Origin of the sequence: Arthrobacter crystallopoietes (assembly GCF_017603825.1) — a bacterium.
GTDB lineage: Bacteria > Actinomycetota > Actinomycetes > Actinomycetales > Micrococcaceae > Crystallibacter > Crystallibacter crystallopoietes_B.
The window spans coordinates 643462-664457 of the sequence record NZ_CP072014.1 but is presented as its reverse complement, the minus strand read 5'-3'; the positions used below and the strand labels follow the sequence as shown (position 1 = coordinate 664457).

The 20996-nt window shown below is 64.5% G+C and carries 19 protein-coding genes; 9 read left to right on the top strand and 10 right to left on the bottom strand.

Going from position 1 to position 20996, the window contains the following annotated elements; translation table 11 throughout:
- Positions 1 to 81 precede the first annotated feature (81 nt).
- Together J5251_RS03175 and J5251_RS03170 are read left to right on the top strand one after the other, a co-directional pair.
- Positions 82 to 498, top strand: a complete 417-nt coding sequence (locus J5251_RS03175; protein ID WP_244250779.1) for a hypothetical protein — start codon at positions 82 to 84, stop codon at positions 496 to 498.
- 139 nt (positions 499 to 637) lie between these two features.
- A complete protein-coding gene (locus tag J5251_RS03170; protein ID WP_208575152.1) occupies positions 638 to 2143 on the top strand; it encodes an acyl-CoA synthetase in 1506 nt (501 codons plus the stop codon).
- A 5-nt stretch (positions 2144 to 2148) separates the two neighbouring features.
- Here J5251_RS03170 and J5251_RS03165 read toward each other — a convergent pair whose 3' ends face one another.
- The 5 genes from J5251_RS03165 to J5251_RS03145 all read right to left on the bottom strand — a co-directional run bounded on the left by J5251_RS03165 (position 2149) and on the right by J5251_RS03145 (position 5513).
- A complete protein-coding gene (locus J5251_RS03165; RefSeq protein ID WP_208575151.1) occupies positions 2149 to 2892 on the bottom strand; it encodes a maleylpyruvate isomerase family mycothiol-dependent enzyme in 744 nt (247 codons plus the stop codon).
- Between the two features lie 108 nt (positions 2893 to 3000).
- Positions 3001 to 3795: an IclR family transcriptional regulator gene (locus tag J5251_RS03160; protein ID WP_139005574.1), complete on the bottom strand. Its 795-nt coding sequence runs from the start codon at positions 3793 to 3795 to the stop codon at positions 3001 to 3003.
- 18 nt (positions 3796 to 3813) lie between these two features.
- On the bottom strand, positions 3814 to 4029 hold the full coding sequence (locus J5251_RS03155) for a hypothetical protein (RefSeq protein WP_208575150.1): 216 nt from the start codon (positions 4027 to 4029) through the stop codon (positions 3814 to 3816).
- 65 nt (positions 4030 to 4094) lie between these two features.
- Positions 4095 to 4394 (bottom strand): MoaD/ThiS family protein, encoded by a 300-nt coding sequence (locus J5251_RS03150; protein WP_208575149.1) that lies wholly within the window; start codon positions 4392 to 4394, stop codon positions 4095 to 4097.
- A 3-nt stretch (positions 4395 to 4397) separates the two neighbouring features.
- Positions 4398 to 5513, bottom strand: coding sequence for a WD40/YVTN/BNR-like repeat-containing protein (locus tag J5251_RS03145; RefSeq protein WP_208576034.1), 1116 nt, complete (start codon positions 5511 to 5513; stop codon positions 4398 to 4400).
- Positions 5514 to 5607: 94 nt separating this feature from the next.
- Between J5251_RS03145 and J5251_RS03140 the strand changes: the two genes are divergently transcribed.
- Positions 5608 to 6819, top strand: a complete 1212-nt coding sequence (locus J5251_RS03140; RefSeq protein WP_208575148.1) for an MFS transporter — start codon at positions 5608 to 5610, stop codon at positions 6817 to 6819.
- 5 nt (positions 6820 to 6824) lie between these two features.
- Here J5251_RS03140 and pyk read toward each other — a convergent pair whose 3' ends face one another.
- Positions 6825 to 8276, bottom strand: coding sequence for a pyruvate kinase (gene pyk / locus J5251_RS03135; RefSeq protein WP_208575147.1), 1452 nt, complete (start codon positions 8274 to 8276; stop codon positions 6825 to 6827).
- A 10-nt stretch (positions 8277 to 8286) separates the two neighbouring features.
- The gene (locus tag J5251_RS03130) at positions 8287 to 9054 is read right to left on the bottom strand and encodes an SDR family oxidoreductase (RefSeq protein WP_208575146.1); all 768 of its coding nucleotides are present in this window, start codon (positions 9052 to 9054) and stop codon (positions 8287 to 8289) included.
- Positions 9055 to 9206: 152 nt separating this feature from the next.
- On the opposite strand from J5251_RS03130, the gene aceE reads away from it, so the two are divergent.
- The gene (gene aceE / locus J5251_RS03125; protein ID WP_208575145.1) at positions 9207 to 11948 is read left to right on the top strand and encodes a pyruvate dehydrogenase (acetyl-transferring), homodimeric type; all 2742 of its coding nucleotides are present in this window, start codon (positions 9207 to 9209) and stop codon (positions 11946 to 11948) included.
- A gap of 90 nt (positions 11949 to 12038) precedes the next feature.
- On the opposite strand, the gene J5251_RS03120 is transcribed toward aceE, so the two are convergent.
- The 3 genes from J5251_RS03120 to acnA all read right to left on the bottom strand — a co-directional run bounded on the left by J5251_RS03120 (position 12039) and on the right by acnA (position 16252).
- A complete protein-coding gene (locus J5251_RS03120; protein WP_208575144.1) occupies positions 12039 to 12218 on the bottom strand; it encodes a hypothetical protein in 180 nt (59 codons plus the stop codon).
- A gap of 133 nt (positions 12219 to 12351) precedes the next feature.
- The gene (locus tag J5251_RS03115; protein WP_208575143.1) at positions 12352 to 13575 is read right to left on the bottom strand and encodes an NADP-dependent isocitrate dehydrogenase; all 1224 of its coding nucleotides are present in this window, start codon (positions 13573 to 13575) and stop codon (positions 12352 to 12354) included.
- Positions 13576 to 13582: 7 nt separating this feature from the next.
- Positions 13583 to 16252, bottom strand: coding sequence for an aconitate hydratase AcnA (gene acnA / locus J5251_RS03110; protein WP_208575142.1), 2670 nt, complete (start codon positions 16250 to 16252; stop codon positions 13583 to 13585).
- Positions 16253 to 16355: 103 nt separating this feature from the next.
- Between acnA and J5251_RS03105 the strand changes: the two genes are divergently transcribed.
- The 5 genes from J5251_RS03105 (at position 16356) to J5251_RS03085 (ending at position 20731) form a co-directional block, all read left to right on the top strand.
- A complete protein-coding gene (locus J5251_RS03105; protein WP_208575141.1) occupies positions 16356 to 17027 on the top strand; it encodes a GntR family transcriptional regulator in 672 nt (223 codons plus the stop codon).
- A 199-nt stretch (positions 17028 to 17226) separates the two neighbouring features.
- Positions 17227 to 18249, top strand: coding sequence for a tripartite tricarboxylate transporter substrate binding protein (locus tag J5251_RS03100; protein WP_208575140.1), 1023 nt, complete (start codon positions 17227 to 17229; stop codon positions 18247 to 18249).
- Between the two features lie 40 nt (positions 18250 to 18289).
- Complete coding sequence (locus J5251_RS03095; protein WP_208575139.1) at positions 18290 to 18673, top strand: universal stress protein; 384 nt, start codon at positions 18290 to 18292, stop codon at positions 18671 to 18673.
- The gene (locus tag J5251_RS03090; RefSeq protein WP_208575138.1) at positions 18663 to 19226 is read left to right on the top strand and encodes a tripartite tricarboxylate transporter TctB family protein; all 564 of its coding nucleotides are present in this window, start codon (positions 18663 to 18665) and stop codon (positions 19224 to 19226) included. The genes J5251_RS03095 and J5251_RS03090 overlap by 11 nt, the downstream gene beginning before the upstream one ends.
- On the top strand, positions 19226 to 20731 hold the full coding sequence (locus J5251_RS03085; protein WP_208575137.1) for a tripartite tricarboxylate transporter permease: 1506 nt from the start codon (positions 19226 to 19228) through the stop codon (positions 20729 to 20731). The genes J5251_RS03090 and J5251_RS03085 overlap by 1 nt, the downstream gene beginning before the upstream one ends.
- Positions 20732 to 20996: the final 265 nt, after the last annotated feature.

Genomic DNA, 20996 nt, shown 5'->3' with positions numbered 1-20996 from the left:
TCGGTCTCACTGGCAGCCCTTTTGGAACAGGCCCGCCCGTTCACAGGTTCGATCTAGAGGAATGATCAATCGGACGAAAGTGTGCGGAACATAATGGTGGCCAATGACGGGTATGGGGTCTACGAAATCATGGTGGCGTTTGCCCATATAGCGTTTGTCGCGCTCTTGCTGGGCAGCGCCTTGACCAACATCTTCCGTTTCCCGTGGTTTATTTATGCCGACGAGCCCCGTGCCGCCGTCCAGCGTGGAGTGGGCATCGCCGAACTGCTGCTTGCCGCCGTCGTCTGCCTCCCCTATTTCTGGGGCCAAGGATCCTCAGTGGCGGCGCTGATTGCGCTGGCTTACGGCCTGGCGGTGGGAGTGCTGGCGCTGTGGCGCTGGAAGAAGGGGCATGCGTTCCGACTCTCGTCGCTGCTGGCCCCTGCGCTCTTGGCCTTCGCGTTCGGGGTGCTCAAGGCCGGAGAGCTCACTGTGCTAACCACGGGCGGGCAGGCGTAGCCGCGCCAGTCTCGGCATCCGCGTGGAAGGTTAAGGGAAGCCCGCGGGCGGTGCCCGGCTTTCCTGTGGAATCGTTGACAATATCAATAAAAGGCTGTTCCAATGGTTTGAGACGTGATCCCGCTACGAAGGAGTTGCAGTGAATCTCGGCATAGGTTCGTGGCCCGCCCGCCGCGCGAAGGTCCGCCCGGACGATGTCTGCGTCGTCTTCGAAGGCCGGGAGCGGACTTATCGTGAGTTTGATCAGCGCGTTACCCGGCTGGCCAATGCCCTCGCCGGTGCCGGAGTATCCAAGGGGGACCGGGTGGCCTACGCGGGCTTTAACCATCCTGCATTGCTGGAAACGTTCTTCGCGGCCGGTCTTATCGGTGCCGTTTGCGTGCTGATCAACCCGCGGCTCCGGAAACCGGAAGTTGACTACATCCTGCGTGACTGCGGAGCTATGGTTGTGGTCTTCGGCGAGGACCAGCGGGGCAATGCCGAGGAACTCGCCGCCGAGCTCGACATCCAGCAGTGGCTCAGCGTCGACGGCGGCGGGCCGGGAGCCCTGTTCGAGGACTTCCTGGCCGCCGGGAGCCAAGAACCCGTCCAGGACGACGTCGATCTTGAGGCCCTCGCCCTGATCATGTACACCTCCGGAACCACCGGCCGCCCCAAGGGGGCGATGCTGACGCACAACAATCTGTTCTACCAGTACGTCAATGCGCTGATCGGCCAGGACCTCCGGCAGGACGAGGTCCACCTTGCCGCCGCACCGCTGTTCCATATCGCCGGGCTGAACATGATGACCCTGCCTACATTCACGCTGGGCGGGCGCATCATCATCCACCGGACTTTCAAAGCCGCGGCCGTGCTGGCCGAGATGGAACAGTCCCGGGTAACCTCGGCCTTCCTGGTGCCGGCCATGCTCGATGCCCTGAGCAGCGATCCGGCCTTCCCGGAGGCGGATCTCTCCACGGTGCGGGGATTCATGGTGGGTGGCTCGCCGCTGCCGGAGCGGACCATCCGGACCTGGCAGGACAAGAAGGTTGCCATCATGCAGGGCTTCGGGATGACCGAAACCGGCCCCGGCGTCTGCATGCTCGAACCCCGTGACGGCTTGGCTAAGGCCGGCTCGGCGGGGAGAGCCCACTTCTTTACCGAAAACCAGGTGGTGGACCTCGATGGCAAGCCGGTCCCGCCCGGGGTCCCCGGCGAGGTCATAGTCCAGGGTCCCAACGTCATGGCCGGCTACTGGAACAAGCCCGAGGAGACCGCCAAGGCCCTCGACGGCGGCTGGTACCACTCCGGCGACATCGCCGTGGTCGACGAGGACGGCTACATGTTCATTAAGGACCGGATCAAGGACATGTACATCTCCGGCGGCGAGAACGTCTACCCGGCCGAGGTGGAGAACGCCCTGCTCAGCGTTTCCGGGGTGCAGGAGGCAGCCGTGATCGGTGTGCCGGACGATAAGTGGGGCGAAACGGGGCGGGCCTTCGTTGTCCTCGCGCCCGATACGCACGTGACCAGCGAAGCGATGCGCGAAGAGCTCAAGCAGCGCCTGGCCACCTACAAGGTGCCCCGTGACATCGTGCTCGTCGACGAGCTGCCCCGCAACGCCACCGGGAAGATCCAGAAGCACGCGCTTCGCGCCAATGCCTGATCCGGCTAGAGCCAGCGGGGCGCCGTCGGGCTTTGCTGTTTGCTGGAGGTGATGCCTTTGGTGGAGCGGCCGGCGGCGAAGGCCGTGATGTCGGCAAGGGTGCCGCTGATGACGTCAGGATTGTCGGAGCCGAGGTCACCGAATTCCGTCACGGTTGAGGCATCGGTAACTTTGAGGAGCAGGTCTTTGTCGTCGCCGCGGCTTTTCCAGGCTCCGGTGATCTCTTGAAGCAAACGGTTGAGGACGTGGGCAGGGATCTGGACGAAGGCAGCACCATTGTTCAGGTCAACGGCGTGTATCCAGATTTCGCGGGTACGCATCCATACGGTTTCCGAGGCGGGGACGGTTCGGCCCTGCGCGGTTTTGACATGGTGTTCCCAGGCGTCCGGCGGGGTGTCGCGCCATGCCGCGTCGAGCTGCGCGGCGGAGTCCGTATAGAGGTTCCGCAGTTCCTTGGGAGACAGGGCGGCGCCGTGCTCGATTTCAGCGTTGCGCGCGTCCCAGGAGGAATACATAGGTGTTTCGTTGCCGGTGTTGGCCCACTTCATCAGGCGGGCGATCGCGCGGGCGTTGTAGCCGACGTGTGCGATGACATGGGCGCGGGTCCATTCCGGCAGCAACGAGGGCGCTTGGAGTGCGTCGTCGGGCAGTTCGTTGAGCTTGCGGCCGAAGAACTGGGTCCCGCGGCGCACGGTCAGCAGTGCTTCCTGCAGGGCGGGGTCGGTGGCCAAGTCATGACTCGCTGCCATTGGTACTCCTTGCCGAGAGACGTTTAGATCCCACGGTACCCGCGGCTCGAGCTGTATCCGCCTATCGACCGCAAATTCCTTTCGTCTGATGCTCCCCGGACATGCCCGCTACCCGGCGAACGCCAATGCCAGGTCGGCTTCGAGCGACTGGCGCGTCTTGAACACTTCGTGGACGAGGCCGGCGTCGAACTGTTTGCGGAAGCGCGTTGTCGGAATGGCCACGCTTATTGCGCCGACTACTACTCCGGCGGCATCGTGGATGGCTGCGCCGAGGGCGCTGACGCCTTCCTCTGTTCCTTCGAAGTTGGCGGCGAAGCCGTTGGCCCGGATGGCGTCAAGTTCCTGCAGGAAGCCCGGGTAGTCGGCCGCAGGGATGGCGGCGCCGCTGATGTCCGCATTGTTCGTGCGGAACAACTGTTCCAGCACTTCCCGGTCCAGTTCAGCCAGGATGGCTTTGCCTCCCGAGGCTGAATTCGCGGGAAGTACCGTTCCCTGCCGGTCGCCGATGCGCAGGATGTTCGAGCCTTCAACGGTGCTGAGGAAACGTACCTGCGTGCCGACGCGGATCATCAGGTTGACGGTTTCGTTCAGCCGGGCTGCCAGCAGTTCCAAATGAGGCTGGGCGATGCTGCGCAGCTGCGTCGTCCAACCGATGCCGGCGGGCCCCACCCCGAGCGAGGGCCCGGGCAGGTACCGCTTCGACTCGTCCTGGATGGCAAAACCGCGGTAGACGAGCATGGCCAGCAGCCGGTGCGCGGTGGACGGCGCGACATTAAGCTCGGTGGCCGCATCCTTGAGCCGCACGCTCCCCAGGTCGCGCAGCAACTGGAGCAGCTGGAGGGCATTATCGACGGCGTCGATGGAGTAGGTCGGCTTCTTCCGCTGCGCCTTCGAATTCTGCATACCAGAATTCTATTGTTGTTAGGGCACCTCGCCGTGGGGGTAGTCGTCATCTTCGTCCGGATTGATGGACAGGGCCTGCTCCTGCACGTCGGCATCATTGGCTTCCCAAGATGCCGGGCGTTCCAGCGGAGTGGCGTCGCTATCCGAGTCATCCTGCAGGGGCTCGTTCTGCCACTGCACGTCGGCTGCGTCCGCTTCCTTCGGGTCGGGCAAACCGCCATTGTCGGTAGTCATCTTGAACCTCCTGGTTGAGTTGCGTACGGCTTGGTCGCCGGTGGCCGGGACGGGCTGTGCCCGTTCTAGCCGCCGGCGACGGACTGGATGATCAGTAACTCCTGCCCGGGCCCGATGCGGGTGGCGGGGCCGTCCAACCCGCGGATGTCTTCCCCGTCCACATAAAGGTTCACATACCGGCGGACCGCGCCCATTTCGTTGCGCACCCGCCGGTCGAACACGGGATATTCCGCGGCGAGCCGGTCCAGCACCTGGGCCACGGTTGCCCCGTTCTCCACCGGCACACGCAGTTCGCGCCGGTCGCCGGTCACCTTGGCCAGGAGACTAGGGACGACGACGGTGACCGCCAGGGTGGTCTCATTCATCGGCTACCGGCCGCCGTCGTTGGTTGTGGCGGCACGGACACAAAGCACGTCCGGCAGGTGAGAGGCGACTTCGACGAAGACCTCGCCTTCATCGGCGCTCGCATAGACAGAGCCGCCGCGGGTACCGAAGTAGACGCCGGCCGGATCCGCGCCGTCCACGGCGGCTGCATCGCGCAGCACCACGTTGAACTCGTTGTCCGGCAAACCGGTGTGCAGCCGGGTCCAGGAGTTACCGCCGTCGCTGGTGCGGTGGACGGCGAGCTGGCCGTCCGGCGGAATGCGTTCGCCGTCGGCCTTGATCGGAATAACCCAGGCGGTGCCGGACTTCCGCGGGTGCGTGAGCATGGCAAAACCGAAGTCCGTGGGCAGGCCGTCCGCGATGGAAACCCAGGTGTCAGCGTTGTCGTCCGAACGGTAGACGCCGTGGTGGTTCTGCGCGAACAGCGTGGTGGGTACCTCGGGATCCCGCGCGATTTTGTGCACGCACTGACCGACTTCGGGATTGGGGTCCGGCATGAAGTAGGCGCTGATGCCGTGGTTGCGCGCGGTCCAGCTCGTCCCGCCGTCCGTGGTCCGGTAGACGCCGCCGGTGCTCATCGCGACATGGACAGTGTTTTCGTCCGCTGGGCTGGGCAGGACGGAGTGTGCAGCGGCCCCGCCGAAGCCGGCGCCCCACTGGTCCTTGTCCGGGTGCGCCCAAAGGCTGCGGTTGAGCTCGAAGTGCTCCCCGCCGTCGGTGGATTTCCAGACCGAGATCGGTTCGCAGCCGGCCCAGACGACGCCGGGGCGGTTCTCCGCGTCCGGATAAAGCTGCCAGATCCGCTCCAACGCGGCGCCGTCCTCTTCGGCGAAGCGGATGGCGCCGTTTTCGGGTTCGGTCCAGGTTCCGCCCAGATCGTCCGAGTGGAAGACCGTGGGTCCCCAGTGCTCGGAGCGGGCGCCGACGAGCAGCCGGGTGCGGCCGCCGCGCTGGTCGATCCCGATGCTCGGTATCTCATTCATTAAAAAGTGCGGTGCGGACAGCGACCAGTTGACCCGGTCTGTGCTGGTTGCCAGCCACAGGCCTTTCTTCGTACCGATCGCGAGAACTGTTGTACCGGCGGTAGCCATGGACACTATTCGACCACCGTAGCCGTAACGCCGCAATGGTTTTGCGGCGAACGGTTGCGTGGCAGGGCAGAATAGGGGCGGGCATTCGAGGGAACCAGGGGAAATGAGCGAACCAGCAGCAGAGAAGCACAGCTCGCGGCTGTGGTTGTGGGTCCTGATCGGCGCGGCCGTGCTGACGCAGACGGCGCTGAACCTGGCCCGGCCGGTGATCTCCTATAAACTCCTGGCGCTCGGCGGGGATGCCGCCGTGATCGGTGTGGTTACCGCCGTCTACGCCATCCTGCCCGTGGTCGCCGCGCTCTGGCTGGGCCGCGTGAGCGACCGGGTGCAGTCATTGCGCGGCATGGTGGTGCTCGGGGCAGTCCTGCTTTCCGTGGCGGCGTTGCTGCTGGCGGCGGCAGGAGACTTCCTCTGGATCGGCGTGGCCAGCGCGCTGCTGGGCATGGGCCATCTGGTCTTTACCATCGCCGGTCAATCGGCCATTGCGCGGTATGCCCCGCTGAGCCAGCTGGACAGCGGCTTCGGCTGGTTCACCGCCGCCTTCTCCCTGGGCCAGCTGATCGGGCCGCTGCTGGCGGGCCTGCTGTTGGGCGGCGGGCTGGAAACTACCGGCGATGCCCGGATGGCCTCTGTGAACACCGCCCTGCTGCTGGCTGCCGGCATCGCGCTGGCAGGCGCCCCGGCCATGCTGGTGAAATCGCGCACCGGCGGCCGTGGGGGACAGCAGTCAGGGGCGAAGGCGCTGCCGAGGGAAGGCGCCCTGGCCATTCTGCGCACCCCCGGCGTCGCCTGGAACATGGCCGCTTCGCTGGCCCTGCTCTCCGCCATCGACATTCTGGTGGCCTTCCTGCCGCTGGTGGCGGAGGAACATGGCGTGGCCCCGGTCTGGGTGGGCATCCTGCTGGCCGTGCGCGCCGGAGCCTCCATCATTTCCCGCGTCATCCTGGCCCAACTCATCCAGAGGTGGACCCGCTACCAGTTGCTGATCGCCAGCCTGGTAGGCTCCGGCGCGGCCATCGCCGTCGCACCGTTCTTCCTCGACGCACTCTGGGTAGCGGGAATCGCCCTGTTCGTCGGCGGCTTCCTGCTGGGCCTGGGCCAGCCGCTGACCATGAGCCTGATTACCCAGGCCGTTTCCCCGCAGTCCCGCGGCGCGGCCCTGGCCATCAGGCTGCTCGGCAACCGCATCGGCCAGGTGGTCATCCCGCTGGCCGGCGGCCTGGTCGCCGCCCCACTGGGGCCCGCGGCTGCCATCTGGCTGGTCTGCTGCCTGCTGGGGCTGGCGGCCGTCGCCAAATCAACGAGCAAGAGCTGACGCGCCTACGCCTGCTGCCGCGCGGCTAACTGTTCTCCGGCGTCGGCAATGTCACCCACCCGGTGGACGCGCAGGGAGTTGGTAGAACCGGCCTGGCCCGGGGGAGAACCGGCGGCGATCACTACCAGTTCATCGATTTCCGCCAGGTTCTGCTCATAGAGGACCCGATCCACCTGGGCCGTCATGTGGTCGGTGTGCTCGGCGAAGTCGACCAGCCGCGGCTGGATGCCCCACATCAGCGCCATCACGTTCAGGGTCGACTGCACCGGCGTGAAGGCAAACAGGGGCTTGTTCGGACGGAGCCGGGACAGCCGGCGGGCCGAATCTCCGGACTGCGTGAAAACGCAGATGCACCTGGCGTCGAGCTGGTCCGCAATCTCCACCGCCGCACGGGTTATGGCACCGCCGCGGGTTTTCGGTTTGCTGCCCAGCGGCGGGACGCGCTCCAGCCCGTGCTGCTCGGTGGACTCGATGATACGTGCCATGGTCTGCACGGTCTCCACCGGATACTTCCCCACGCTGGTCTCGCCGGAGAGCATGACCGCATCCGCGCCGTCGAGCACTGCGTTTGCGCAGTCCGACGCCTCGGCCCGGGTGGGCCGGGGATTGTCGATCATGGATTCCAGCACCTGCGTCGCCACAATGACGGGTTTCGCCGATCGCCGCGCCAGTTCAATGGCGTTCTTCTGCACAACGGGCACGTCTTCGAGCGGCAGCTCCACACCCAGGTCCCCGCGGGCCACCATGATGGCGTCGAAGGCCGCGACGATTTCGGCCAGCGCATCCACGGCCTGCGGCTTCTCGATTTTCGCGATGACGGGGGTACGGCGTCCCTCTTCGCCCATGATCTCGTGCACGCGCTGGATATCCGCGGCATTGCGCACAAAGGACAGGGCGACCATGTCGACGCCGATGCGCAGCGCCCAGCGCAGGTCGGCCTCGTCCTTGTCACTCAGGGCCGGGACGTTGACCGCGACCCCCGGGAGGTTGATGCCCTTGTTGTTGGAGACGGCGCCGGGCACCGTGACCTCCGTGACTACACGGGTGTCATCCACCGCGACGGCGCGCAGGGCAACCTTCCCGTCGTCGATCAGCAGCGTATCGCCCGCGGTGACGTCCTGCGGCAGGCCCTTGTGCGTCGTCGAACAGAGCTCAGGGGTGCCGGCGAAGTCCTCGGTGGTGATGGTGAAGGTGTCCCCTACGCGCAGTTCGTGCGGCCCGGCGGCGAACCTGCCCAGCCGGATCTTCGGCCCCTGCAGGTCGGCGAAGATGGCGATCGGCTGGTCCAGCTCGGCAGCGGCCTTGCGGATATTGTTGTACGTCTCCTCGTGCACCGCGTGCTCGCCGTGGCTCATGTTCAAACGTGCGACGTCGACTCCCGCCCTCAGGAGTTGCACAGTACTTTCGTAGGTGGCAACGGAAGGGCCGAACGTGGCAATGATCTTTGCCTGTCTCATAGTGTCTCCTCTAGCCCCGGCCGATGTACGGCATTCCGGAAGCGGTAATGGTGAGCTGGTTGATGTTCGCCTGGGCCGGCAACGTGGCCATGAGGACCACCGCGCGGGCGGCCTCATCGACGTCGAACGTCGGCTCGACACGTCTGCTGCCGTCCGGCTGCAGGGCGCCGTCGCTGATGCCGACGCCGTGCAGGAGGCCGGTCGAGGTGTTGCCGATATCTATCTGGCCGCAGCTGACGCCGTACGGCCTGCCGTCGAGTTCGATGGACTTAGTTAACCCGGTCAAGGCGTGCTTGGTCGCCGCGTACGCCACCGAGCGCGGCCGCGGCGTGTGCGCGGAAATGGAGCCATTGTTGATGATCCTGCCACCTTGCGGCTGCTGGACCTTCATCTGCCGGAATGCCGCCGCAGCACACAGCATGGCACCGGTGAGGTTCACCGCCACCGTGTCATTCCAGTCGGCCAGGCTGATCTCGTCGATGCCGGCCGCCGGGCCGAAGGTGCCGGCATTGTTGAAGAGCAGGTCGAGCCGGCCCCAGCGTTCACGCACGGCGTTGAAGAGTCGGTCGACGTCTGCCGGATCCGTGATGTCCGTCGGAACCACCAGTGCCGCCGGGTTGTCCTCGGCGGTCTCCGCGAGCAGTTCAGGGCGCCGTCCGGCCAGCGCAAGTGAGAAGCCGGCCGCGAGCAGCTGACGGGCCACCGCGCGGCCAATGCCGGATCCAGCGCCGGTAACGACGGCGGTGAGCACCTGGGGTGCCGAAGCTTGGGATGTCATCTGCTCTCCTTACAGGGCGTGTTCGTCATAACGTTGACAGGGAACGCACCAACATCGTTCACTGTATCTTACATAACGGAATAAACATTCCGTCTTGTGGAAATAAAAAATGAGACGGCAGGAGAACTCTGTCCTCAATGGAGAGGTAGCACATGACTGTTATTGATGAGACGCCGGCTATCCTGAGCGCGCTCGCCGACCAGTTGCCGGACCGTGATCCGGAAGAGACCGCGGAGTGGTCCGAATCGCTGGACCAGCTGATCAGCACGCAAGGTACCGCCCGGGCCCAGTTCATCATGCGCTCGCTCCTGCAGCGGGCAGGAGCGCAGAGCGTCGGCGTGCCGATGGTGACCACCACGGATTACGTCAACACCATCCCGGCAGACCAGGAGCCGCACTACCCTGGCAATGAGGAAATCGAGCGCAAGTACCGCGCCTGGATGCGCTGGAATGCCGCCGTCATGGTCCACCGGGCTCAGCGTCCCGAGGTAGGCGTCGGCGGGCATATCTCCACCTACGCCGGAGCGGCCACCCTCTATGAGGTCGGCTTCAACCACTTTTTCCGCGGCAAGGATCACCCGGGCGGCGGCGACCAGGTCTTCTTCCAGGGGCATGCCTCTCCCGGCATGTATGCCCGCGCCTTCATGGAAGGCCGGCTCACCGAGGAGGATCTGGACGGTTTCCGGCAGGAAAAGTCGAAGGCCGGTCATGCGCTCTCCTCATATCCGCACCCGCGGCTGATGCCCCACTTCTGGGAATTCCCCACCGTGTCCATGGGCATCGGGCCGATGAACGCCATCTACCAGGCGCAGTCCAACCGCTACCTGCAGAACCGCGGTATCAAGGACACCTCGGACCAGCATGTCTGGGCCTTCCTTGGCGACGGCGAAATGGACGAGCCGGAAAGCCGCGGCCTGCTCCAGTTGGCCGCCAACGAAAAGCTGGACAACCTCACGTTTGTGGTCAACTGCAACCTGCAGCGGCTGGACGGGCCGGTGCGTGGCAACGGCAAGATCATGCAGGAGCTCGAGGCCTTCTTCCGCGGTGCCGGCTGGAACGTGGTCAAAGTGGTCTGGGGCCGCGAATGGGACAACCTGCTGGCCAAGGACACCAACGGCGCGCTCGTGGACATCATGAACGAAACCCCCGACGGCGACTACCAGACCTACAAGGCGGAATCGGGCGGCTTCGTCCGCGACCAGTTCTTCGGCAAGACCCCGGAGACCAAGGCCATGGTCGCGGACCTGAGCGATGCCGAGATCTGGAACCTCAAGCGCGGCGGCCACGATTACCACAAGGTTTACGCGGCCTATAAGGCGGCAACCGAGTTCAAGGGCAAGCCTACGGTAGTCCTGGTCAAGACTGTCAAGGGCTACGGGCTCGGTCCGCACTTCGAAGGCCGGAACGCAACCCACCAGATGAAGAAGCTAACCCTGCAGGATCTGAAGGACTTCCGCGATTACCTGCGGATCCCCATCAGCGACGAGCAGCTCGAGGCTGACCCGTACCGGCCGCCGTACTACCACCCGGGCGCGGATGCGCCGGAGATCCAGTACCTGATGGACCGGCGTGCTGCCCTCGGCGGTTCCGTCCCGGAGCGCCGCAGCAAGCACGCGGAGATCAAGCTCCCGGAGGCGAAGGCGTACGAGGTTGCCAAGCGCGGGTCCGGCAAGCAGCAGGCGGCCACCACCATGGCGTTCGTCCGGCTGCTGAAGGACCTGATGCGGGACAAGGAATTCGGCAACCGCGTGGTTCCGGTGGTCCCAGATGAGTCGCGGACTTTCGGTATGGACGCGTTCTTCCCGACGGCGAAGATCTACAACCCCGGCGGCCAGAACTACCTCTCCGTGGACCGCGATCTGGTCCTGGCCTACAAGGAGTCTCCGGCCGGGCAGCTGATCCACCCGGGCATCAACGAGGCCGGCGCAGTCGCGGCCTTCACCGCCGCCGGCACTGCCTATGCCACGCACGGCGAACCGCTCGTACCGATCTACGTGTTCTATTCGATGTTCGGCTTCCAGCGCACGGGCGATTCCTTCTGGGCTGCCGCCGACCAGATGACCCGCGGCTTCATCATCGGCGCCACGGCCGGCCGGACTACGCTGACGGGGGAGGGGTTGCAGCACGCCGACGGCCATTCGCCGGTACTCGCGGCGACCAATCCCGCCGTCGTTACCTATGATCCGGCCTTCGGCTACGAGATCGGCCACATCATGAGGGCCGGGCTGGAGCGCATGTACGGCGGTAACCACCCGGATCCGAACGTCATGTACTACCTCACCGTGTACAACGAGCCGATCGTCCAGCCGGCCGAGCCGGAAGGTCTGGATATTGACGGCGTCCTGGGCGGCATCTACAAGCTGAAGGCCGCGGAAGCCCAGGGGCCGAAGACCCAGTTGCTGGCATCCGGCGTCGCAGTTCCGTGGGCCCTGGAGGCACAGAGCATCCTGGCTGAGGACTGGGGTATCAGCGCCGACGTTTGGTCCGTGACCAGTTGGAATGAACTGCGCCGAGATGGCCTGGCTGCGGAACGGGAGATGTTCCTGAACCCCGGCTCCGAAGCGCGCAAACCGTTCGTCGCGCAACAGCTCGAGGGCGCCGAAGGGCCGGTCGTTGCGGTTTCCGACTACATGTCGCAGGTGCCCGACCAGATCCGCCAGTATGTGCCGAACGAATTCGCCACACTTGGCGCTGACGGCTTCGGGTTCTCGGATACGCGGGCCGCGGCACGCCGTTTCTTCAGCATCGACGCCCACTCCGTGGTGGTCCGCGCCCTGCAGTTGCTCGCTGCGCAGGGCAAGGTGCCCGCAGACGCCCCGGCCGAAGCCTTCCGCCGGTACCGGCTGGACGACGTCAACGCGGGAACCTCGGGCAGCGCCGGAGGCGACGCCTAAGCCCGTGAAGGGCAGTTAAAGGAGTGAGGGCGGATCCCGTAGGATCCGCCCTCACTCCTTTAACTGAGCCAGCCTTGGCTGTAGGTGACGCTAGCCGCGCGTGGCGCGAGCCAACCGGCTCGGCAGGCTCCGCAGCGTATTGAGCAGACCGCCCTGTCCGTGCCGGGCCCGCGTCGGCGGAATGTAGAAATCCGGGTCCGACCCGCCGGCCTCGTAGATGTGGGCCGTGGTTGACTGTCCGGTCTGGGTTTCGGGGCTGGGTGCATTCATGCTGGTTCTCCAATTCTTAGCTTTCCTAGCTTCTATTCCGAATAGCGGAAAAATAATATTGTTATATGAAAATGCTAAGGGGAGGTTGATGGGTGGTCAAGAGGTTAGGCGCAGAATTTTGGGGGCGAAAGTCCTAGGCAGACGTCTTGGCGTCGGCAACCGTCACTGCCACCGCGTCCAAAAACGCTTCGGTAGTCACTCCGGAGGCTCCCGGTTCTGATAAGGATGCCAGATCGGCCGTCAGAATCCCGCGGTCAACGGTTTTCACCACGGCCTCCTCGAGTCCGGAAGCGAATCCGGCGAGGGCGACGTTGCCATCCAGCATGGCGCGGTGTGCCAGCGCCCTTGTCCAGGCGTAGATGGTCGCGATCGGGTTCGTTGACGTGGTTTCTCCTGCTAGGCGGCGCCGGTGATGGCGGGCGATTGTCCCGTGCGCGGCTTCCGTGAGCTGGGTGCGGCCCTCTGGTGTGGTCAGCACTGAGGTCATCAGGCCCGGCGATCCGAATCCCTGCGCCACAATGTCGGACTGCACGTCGCCGTCGTAATTCTTGCAGGCCCAGAGATAGCCGCCCTCCCATCTCAGCGCGGAGGCCACCATGTCGTCGATGAGTCGGTGTTCGTAGCCGATGCCGGCCGCTTCGAACGCAGTGCGGAATTCGCCGTCGTAAACCTGCCCGAAGACGTCCTTGAACTGGCCGTCGTAGGCCTTCAGTACGGTGTTCTTGGTGGACAAGTAGACCGGGTAGCCGCGCTTGAGCCCGTACGAGAAGCAAGCCCGGGCAAAATCGCGGATCGAATCGGTGTAGTTGTACATCCCCATGGCGACGCCGCCGCCGCTCGGAAAGGACGTCACTTCGTGGCTGATGGCGGGGGATCCGTCGTCGGGGGTGTAGGTCAAGGTCAAACGCCCTGCACCTGGAGCGGCAAAGTTCACTGCCTTGTACTGGTCCGCATGGGCGTGGCGGCCGATCACGATCGGCTTACGCCAGCCCGGGACAAGCCGCGGTACGGAGCCGATCATGATGGGTTCGCGGAAGAGCACGCCGTTGAGAGCGTTCCGCAACGTCCCGTTGGGCGAGGGCCAGAGCCGCGTGAGGCCGTATTCCACGGCCCGCCCCGCATCCGGGGTGATAGTAGCGCACTTGACGCCCACCAGGTGCTCGGCGACGGCTGCAGCCGCGTCATGGGTCACGGCGTCACCGGTACGTTCGCGGTTGGGCAGTGAGAGGTCGAAGCGCAAAATGGGAGCGTCTACGTGCGGCAGGATCAGCCGTTCCTTGACCAGCGTCCACATCCGGTGGGCCATCTCGTCGCCGTCGAGTTCTACAACGGTTCCCTCAGTCTGGATCTTTTCCATGTCCTGCTTAGTCCTTCCTCGGCCCTTGGCGGGCGGCTTCAATGGTGCGGCGGAGCAGGGAGGGGATGACCCCGCCGGCCCTCAGCAGCTGAACATCCAGATCCGTTTCCACTGCGGCGCGTGCGGTGAACTCCTGGCTTTGCCCGTCTGCGCGGTGGAGGATGGCCGCAATGTCGGCACGCACGGCCAGATCAGTCTCCGTGGCTTTGATTTCGAGCCGGTCACCCGGGCGCAGCTGTCCGAGCCCTGCGCGGATTCCCTCCTGAGCGATCAGCGGGAGGATGCCCATGCCGATGAGGTTGGAGCGGTGGATGCGTTCGAAGCTGCCAGCGATGACGGCGCGCACTCCCAATAGTCGCTGCACTTTAGCGGCCCAGTCGCGGGAGGAGCCCGTGCCGAACCTGTCGCCGGCGACGATAACTACGGCGTCTCCGTCACGGCGGTAACAGTCGGCGGCCTCCCACAGCGGCATGACCTCGCCGCTGGGCGCGTGCACGGTGTGGGCCACCGGCAGCCCGCCCGGGATGCCTTCCCCCAGCCGGTTGCCGACGGTCTTGTTATGGAACCCGCCGCGGAGCATAACTTCCCAGTTGCCCCGCCGGGAGGCGAATACGTTGAGGTCGGCACGGTCTTCACCGCGCTCAACCAGGAAATCGGCAACGAGACTGTCGGCGGGAATGCCGCTGGCCGGGGAGATGTGGTCGGTGGTGATGTCATCGCCGAGCACCAGCAGCGGGTGCGCGGTGTAGTGGCCTAGCTGGGTGCCCTCGGAGGTGGAAGCGAAGGGCGGCCGCCGCAGGATCGTTGACGCGGGATCCCACGGGAAGCAAGCAGCATCCGGGGCTTCGAGCCGTGACCACAGGGGATTGCGCTCCGCCACAGAGAAGTCGCGGGCGAAGTCCTCGGGGTCCTGCCCTACAGCCCACGCTGCGTCGATTTCCTGCTGCGACGGCAGCAAGTCGGCGAGCATGACACCATCAGTGCCCGCGGCATCGTCGGCGGGCAGGAACTGGTGGGTGGACAGATCCACGTCCGCGCGGCCGGCCAGTGCGTACGCGATGACCAGCGGCGGGGACATGATAAAGCCCAGATCCAGGTCCGGATGCACCCGGCCCGGGAAGTTGCGGTTGCCGGAAAGTATGGCCACTGGGCGCACGCTGCCGGCGTCGAGGTTTTCCTTGACCGGCACCGAGAGCGGGCCGGCATTCCCGATGCAGGTGGTGCACCCGAACCCTACAATGTCGAAACCGATGGCGCCTAGGTCTTCGAGGAGCCCGGAGCGCTTCAGATAGCTGGCAGCGGCAGGGGAGCCCGGAGCCAGGGAGGTTTTTACCCAGTCCGGGACGCTGAGGCCAAGACTATTCGCCTGGCGGGCCACGAGTCCCGCGGCAATGAGAAGCTTCGGATCCGTGGTGTTGGTGCAGCTGGTGATGGCTGCAAGGGCCACGGGGAATGCGGGCATGTCCTGCGCAGGGGAAGAGATGGCAGCGTCTTCCCCGCGCAGTATCCCGGGAATCTCGCCAAGGGTGCGCAGGTCCTGCGGGCGGCGGGGGCCCGCCGCACGCAATTCGATGGAAGCCAGATCAACGTGCAGGCTTTGCGAGTATTCCGGCTCCGCCGCCGGATTGAACCAGAATCCAGCGGCCCGGGCATAGGCTTCGACGAGGCTTTGTTGGAACTCGTCGCGGCCGGTGTCCCTGAGGTAGTCGAGCACGTGGCTGTCTATGGGGAAGTAGCCAGTGGTGGCGCCGTATTCCGGGGCCATGTTGGAGACCACGGCGCGCTGGCCCACCGTCAAATTTGAAACTCCGGGACCATAAAACTCAACGAACTCGCCGGAGACTCCCAGGGCGCGCAGCTGCTGCGTCACGGTCAGGGCCACGTCGGTAGCCGTCGCACCGGGAGGGAGGGCGCCGGTCAGTTTCACCCCGACTACGTCCGGAATGCGCAGCGTCGTTGGCATGCCGAACATGACGGTCTGCGCTTCGAGTCCGCCCACGCCCCAGCCCAGCACGCCCAGCCCATTGACCATCGGGGTGTGGCTGTCAGTACCGATCATCATGTCCGGCACAGCGAGGGGGAGCGTGCTGTCCTGCTCGATCAGGGAGACAACTGTGGCAAGTTGTTCGAGGTTGATCGTATGCATGATCCCGGTTCCGGGTGGATTGATGTGTACGGTTTCCATGCTCTGGGCCGCCCACTTCAGGAAGCGATAGCGTTCCTGGTTGCGCCGGTACTCGTGCGCCAGGTTCCGGGGCGCCGCATCCCCGCGGGCGTATTCCTCAACGGCCAGGGAGTGGTCCACGGAGACGTCGACGCGAAGCAGCGGGTTCAGGACGGAGGGATCCACACCCTCCTCCGCCAAGGAGTCACGCATGCCGGCAATGTCGACCAGCGCCGGGGTGCTGGTTGTATCGTGCATCAGTACCCGGTGCGGCCGGAACTCGAGCTCTTCTTCGGACGTCCGGCGGACTAGCCAGTCACGCAGGTTCTGGATGGTGCGGAAGCTCTCCTCCGCCGAAGACATACGGAGGGTGTTCTCCGCCAGGAGGCGCAGCACCACGGGGAGCCGGTCGAAGTCCTCGCCCAGCGCGGCGCGGACGTCCGTTGCCAGAAAAGTGCTGCTACCCACCTCGAAGGTAAGGGTGCCGCTAAGTACGTCTGAGCCCGTAGTCATGTGTCCTCCAAGGGTGAAGCATTTTATAATCTATAAAAGTAGCACCTGCTGGGAGACTGGACACTATATTCTGGAATTCACACAGTCGAAAGAAGGATCAGGCATGGCCGTGCGGCAGGCGTTGACCAAGAATGCGTACGCCTACGAGGAAGTCCGTCAGCGGATCATGGTCGGGACCTTGGAGCCAGGCCAACCGTTGGCGCAGTCACAACTGGCCGCGGAGCTGGGAGTGAGCCTGACGCCAATGCGGGAAGCCCTGCGACGTCTGGATGCAGAAGGTCTCGTGTACATCGACGCCCACAAGAACGCCCGGGTAGCGACGTTGTCCGCTACCGAGGCGAAGTATCTTTTCGAAGTGCGCGAGCGTATGGACCCCATGGCCGCAGCCCTCGCGGCGGAGCGGCGCACGGACAGTGACATCGTCCGGCTAAAGGAGGCCGCTGCGCGGTTGAAACCATTGGCCGATGAATCGGACCTCGACGCACTGACCGCCCACCGCGAATTTCACCGCGCAATTTACACAGCCTCACACAATGAACTCCTGATCAACTTGCTTGAAGGGCTGTGGGACAAGGCCGACCGCTACCGCCAGGTGGGCCTCAAAACGAGAAAAGACAGCGCGGCTGACCGCCGGCGTGTTGACCGGGAGCACGCAAGCATCATGAAAGCGATCATTGCTGGCAATGCGGCCGAAGCCGAACGCCAGATGCTTCAGCATGTACAAGGCAGTCTGGGTCGGCGCGCCATCGACGAGCTGGCACAAGAACAGCGCTAGGTTCATCCGACGAGACACGCCTGACGGCTTGCCGACAGGTGTGGCTGGGGCGTAGCTGGAGGGCTTTGGAAAGTTTCGCTGCCTTCGAAAGCTAATGGACATTATAAAACGTAATCTATAGTGTGTGAGTGGCGCCGGTCACTTGGAGCGGCAGACAGCCCTCGCATGCGCCACCCCATGCCTCATGTTGGAAGGACCTATGGCAGTGAACCCCAACCCCAAACCCTCAAACCGCTCCGCCCGGTTCAAGCGGGTGTCGCTCGCTGTATTCGCCGTTTTTGGCGCCATTGCGGTGGCATTCGCCTCGATCAACGCATCATCCAGCGGGGCCGGAGACAATGCCCGCAGCCGCTTGACGCTGATAGCTCCAGCCGGTGCCGGGGGCGGCTGGGACGGGGCGGCACGCGAAGCCCAACAGGCGATGCGGGCACAGGGCATCGTGAATAACGCGCAGGTAGTGAACATCCCGGGCGCCGGCGGGACTATCGGCCTGACCAAGTTTGCCGGAATGTCCGGGGAGAACACCACGATGATGATCATGGGCATCACCATGCTCGGCGCGATCAACATCAACGGATCCGATGTCTCGCTCGACGACGTCACCCCGATTGCCAGACTCACCGACGACTACGACGTACTGGTCGTCCCCGCGGATTCCCCGTACAACTCAGTAGAGGATCTCGTGGCTGACTGGAAAAAGGACCCTTCGGGTTTCGCCTTCGGCGGCGGGTCACTGGGCAGCGTCGACCAGATGATCATTACCCAGCTCGCGCAGGCCGGCGGGATCACGCCGACCGACGTGAACTACATTGCCTACTCTGGCGGCGGGGAGCTCGCAACTTCGCTGTTGTCGGGAACTATCAAGGCATCGGTCAGCGGTTACGTCGACTTCGCCGACCAGATCGAGGCCGGCAAGCTCAAGGCGCTCGCCGTTTCGGCTCCGGAGCGGCCCGAGGGTATTGATCTGCCGACGCTCAAGGAGCTTGGTTACGACATTGAGCTGACCAACTGGCGCGGGATCGTCGCTGCCCCTGGAATCACCGGAGAGCAAAAGAAAGAACTGCAGGCTATCGTCACGGAAATCGTGGCCACACCGGAATGGCACGATGCCATCGAGAGAAACCAGTGGACCGACACCTTTCTGACTGGCGAGGAATTCGAAGAATTCCTCGCCGCGGAGACCGCAGCCGTGAACAAGATCTGGGACGAACTCGGCTACTAGCCAGACGCTCCCCGCCCAACACCAACACCTTGGAGACACCATGACAATCCTGGTTGGATACAAACGAACCCCGGAGGGCCAAGCTGCCCTCGGCCACGGTCTCGAAGCCGCATCGTCGACCGGCGCGCCGCTGGCCATATTCCCACTCGCTGACAGGGATGAGGCCGCCGACCTGCGAGAAGACGCTGCCCTCAACGCCGCGATCGAAGCAGGGGCAACGCTGCTGCAAAGCACTCGCGGCGGTGGCCATCCGGCAGAGGAGCTGCTGGATACTGCGGCAGAGCACGACGTCGCCCTGATCGTCATTGGGGTACGCAACCGTTCCCGCGTCAGCAAGCTGCTGCTTGGCTCCGACGCGCAGAGCATTATCCTCGGGGCAACCGCTCCTGTCCTGACCGTGAAGGTGGCCTCCGATGACCGTTGATGCCCAGAGCGCGGCCACTACGGGCCAGACCGACGGCGGAACTGGCGGTACAGGCGGAAAACCCGAAGATGGATTCTGGGTGGGTCGCAGCGGCCTGATGGTCGCCGGGATTCTCGTGGTGATCGGTCTCTACCTCACCCACGGAATCGTCACTATGGACGTTCCCGAAGGTGCCAAGATACCGGGCCCAAAGTTCTTTCCGGTCCTGATCACCATCGCCACCTTTGTCCTGGCCGGACTGCTGGTCGTCCAAGGCCTACGCTATCCAGAACCCGTGCCGCAGGACGCTGCGAACTACCGCATGCACAGTGATTGGAAGTCTCTGGGCATAGTGTTCGGAGCCTTCCTGGCGTTCGCCTTGCTGCTGGTCCCCGTCGGGTGGCTGCTCTCTGCGGCTCTGCTGTTCTGGTGCGTTTCGCATGCCCTCGGCAGCAAGCGCCCGCTCTTCGATATCGGACTGGCCTTGGTCTTTTCCTCCTGTATCCAGCTGGCCTTCGGCGCCGGCCTGGGTCTGACCCTGCCCGGCGGAATTCTGGAAGGAATCTACGGTTAATGGAATCCCTGAATCTTCTCCTGGACGGCTTTGCGCAGGCGCTGACCCCGATGAACCTGCTGTGGGTATTCGTCGGCGCCTTCCTGGGCACCGCCGTCGGCGTCCTGCCCGGCCTCGGTTCATCCATGGCGGTGGCATTGCTCCTGCCGGTGACCTTCAGCCTTGACCCGGTGGGCGCGTTCATCATGTTTGCCGGGGTGTATTTCGGCGGCCTCTTCGGTGACTCCACCATGGGCATCCTTATGAACACGCCCGGTGGTTCTACCGCGATCGCCACAACTTTCGAGGGCCACCGGATGGCGAAGACGGGGCGTGCGCCCCAAGCCTTGGCGACGTCGGCTATCGGTGCCTTTATCGGCGGTCTGATCGCCACTACCCTGGTGGTGTTCTTCGCCCCGAAGCTCGCCGAGATCGCCGTACTCTTCGGGCCTGCCGAGTACTTCGCGCTGGCAATTTTCGCCTTCATCGCAACCGCATCCGTTGTTTCTGACTCGGTTGTCAAGGGCCTGTCTGCTCTGGCCATCGGCCTGATGCTGGCCGTGGTCGGCATTGACGGCATCTCCGGGGCCTCCCGCTTCACTGCCGATGTGCCCCAGCTTTTCGACGGCGTCAGCATCATCGTTATCACCGTTGGCCTCCTTGCCCTGGGCGAGGTATTCCATGTGGCGGCCCGCATCCACCGCGATCCCAAGCTCTCCGCGGTCACGGTCTCCGGCCGGCCCTACCTGTCCAAGCGAGAATTCCGCGAAGCACTGCCGGCGTGGCTGCGCGGTACGGCATACGGCGTCCCGTTCGGCGTCATCCCAGTGGGTGGCGCGGAGGTGCCGACCTTCATGGCTTACGGCACCGAGCGCAGGCTGGACCGCAAGCGCAAGACGCCGCAGTTCGGCAAGGGCGCCATCCGGGGCGTTGCGGCCCCTGAAGCCGCCGGAAATGCTACCTCCGGAACGGCCATGGGCGCTCTGCTCGCGCTGGGCCTGCCGACGTCCGCGACCGCCGCAATCATGCTCGCGGCTTTCCAGCAGTACGGCCTGCAGCCTGGGCCGATGCTCTTCGAGCGCAACTCCGAACTCGTCTGGGCCTTGCTGGCCAGCCTGTTCGTTGGGCTCGTCATGCTCCTGGTGTTGAACCTTCCGTTCGCCCCGCTCTGGGCCAAGCTGCTGCTGATCCCCAAGCCCTACCTCTACGCCGGTATCACCGTATTCTGCGGCCTCGGCGTCTATGCCACCAGTGCCGCCGTGTCCGATTTGCTGATCGTTCTCCTCATCGGGGCACTGGGGTTCGTGCTGCGCCGCTACGGATTCCCGTTGGCTCCCATCATGATCGGGGTGGTTCTCGGGCCCCTGGCGGAAACCAGCCTGCGCAATGCGATGATGTCCAGCGGCGGCGAGGTATCGGTGCTGGTGGAGGGTCCGGTTACCTGGGCTCTGTACGGTGTCCTCGGACTGGTGCTGCTCTACACGGTGTGGAAGCGCCTGAATACCCGAGTCAGGCAGGACGTCTGACGCGCAGGAATCAGGGATAAGCCGGATATGAGCGCGATTCGGACGTAGAGCTCATTCCACCATGGTGGCGGAAGCCTCGAGGCAACTCGGGCTTCCGCCACCATTTGCCGTTTCGACGGTCCAGGGGAGCGTGAGCAGTTCCTGATCACCGGGAGCCAGAAAAATAAAACTCCGGTACCCTTGACACGTACCCTGTGACACCGCTTACACTATTTATGAAATAAAGATTCCACCATACAGAAACATCGAATCAAGTCGATTTTAT